We start from the raw sequence: 1,865 nt of genomic DNA, 5'->3' as shown, positions 1-1,865 counted from the left end.
GAAAGTTTTGGATAATCCAACTTACATATGGCTCACAAAGTTTCTCAATAAGGAAGCTAACATAGACGATTTAAGGTCGTTGGAGCTTTGGATAGATAACCCTGACAACGAATTTGAGTTCAATGAATTTATTAAGGCAAATGCAATAGCAAATGATTTAATGGGGGATTACGATCTTGAAAAAGCTAAAAGGGTTTTCCTGAAGAACGTTCGAAGGGAACGGGCCAAAAAATTCCCGTTCCACAAAGTTGCAGCTTCGCTAGTAGTAGTAGGATTGTCCCTGTCCATGTATTTTGTGTATGATAACTGGAACTCTCCTTCTGAGGAAGTTGTGGGCATCGAAAGATCAAACCCTGTAAATGACATTCGCCCAGGAAGCGATAAAGCTATATTGACACTGGAAGATGGGTCCAGTGTGGCTTTGGAAAACGATGTTGACTTTAACAGTGATAAGGTCGCCAGTGATGGCAAAACATTGAAATATAAATATGCCTCTGGTGAAAGCAGTGCACAGGAGATTGCGTATCATACCCTTACGGTGCCACGAGGAGGGCAGTTTAATGTTGAACTGTCCGATGGAACGATCGTTTGGCTCAATTCAGAAACACAAATCGTATACCCGGTAAAGTTTGAAGTGGACAAACCACGTTTCCTTACATTGAACTACGGTGAGGTTTACCTTGATGTCAGTTCTGCAGAAAATCATGATGGATTACCATTTTATGTTGAAAATCAGTATCAGACCATTGAGGTTTTGGGCACCGAGTTCAATGTGAGGGATTATGGGGATGGAGAGAACATAAAAACTACCTTGGTTGAAGGAAAGATACAATTGAATGTTTCGGACAAGAACCATATTCTCTTGCCCAATCAGCAATTCAGTATGAACAAAGGGAAAGGGACTTATACCATTGCAACTGTGGATGTATATGATGAAACCGCCTGGAAAGATGGGATCTTTTCATTCAAGGATGAATCCTTGGAAGAAATCATCCGCGTCTTATCAAAATGGTATGATTTTAACGTGGAATATCGTGGAGATATCGATACCGGTGAAATGTTTGTCGGTGTTATGAGGAAAAATCAGGATTTATCCGAAATCATGGAAAACTTTAAAAATTTAGGAATCATTAAAGCTTATAAAATTGAAAAAAATGGACTCATCTTAGAATAAAAAAAGGAGCGATCAGAACATTTGGCAGTGTCATTCCCGCTCCCCTGTACGCGCATTAATTAATTAACTAACTAATACCAAACAAATTTATGAAATTAAATCTGAAAAGGTTCGCTTGTGCACACTTAAAGCGAATCTTGCTAAACAGCATGAAGATCCTGGTTTTTCTCATGAGTACCATGGCATTTTGTCTGCCAACTAATGACACGCTTGCACAAGAAACCATTTACTTGGAAGAGAATCAGGAATTAACACCAGATCAAGTATTTGATATTCTTAAAAAACAGACGGATTATAACTTTGTATATCCCAGAAAACTGTTTTTAAATTCACCCAAGATCAAAGTTGAAAAGGGTGAAACCAAAATATCGGAGCTTCTAAACAAAGTCCTGTCCCAAAATGGACTTGATTTTAAAATCACCAATGGTCATACTGTTTTACTTGTAAAAGAAACAGAGGCCTCCATTAGCGAGAACACCGAACAAGGGTTCCAGGTGTCCGGTACGGTCTTGGATGAATCTGGAGTCCCCCTGCCTGGGGCCAATGTTATTGAAAAAGGGGAGCAAAATGGTGCCCAGACGGACTTTGATGGCAAGTTTACATTGACTGTTCGGGACCAAAACGCAGTTTTGGCGGTTTCCTACATCGGTTTTGAAACTCAAGAAATTCCAGTTCAGGGGAACGGTAGTAT

Annotated in this window: 2 protein-coding genes; both read left to right on the top strand. The window is 39.7% G+C overall.

Annotation, left to right across the window (positions count from 1 at the left end; all coding sequences use genetic code 11):
• A partial coding sequence (locus tag ACFOWS_RS19015; protein WP_379768166.1) for a FecR family protein occupies nt 1–1,174 on the top strand: 1,174 nt, incomplete at its 5' end.
• 149 nt (nt 1,175–1,323) lie between these two features.
• Nucleotides 1,324–1,865 (top strand): carboxypeptidase-like regulatory domain-containing protein (locus ACFOWS_RS19010; protein WP_379768163.1); only part of this gene is annotated, 542 nt, incomplete at its 3' end.

It is taken from the genome of Flagellimonas marina, assembly GCF_042651185.1.
GTDB lineage: Bacteria > Bacteroidota > Bacteroidia > Flavobacteriales > Flavobacteriaceae > Flagellimonas > Flagellimonas marina.
The sequence above is the reverse complement of the archived record's forward strand: the minus strand, read 5'-3'. Positions and strand labels throughout refer to the sequence as shown.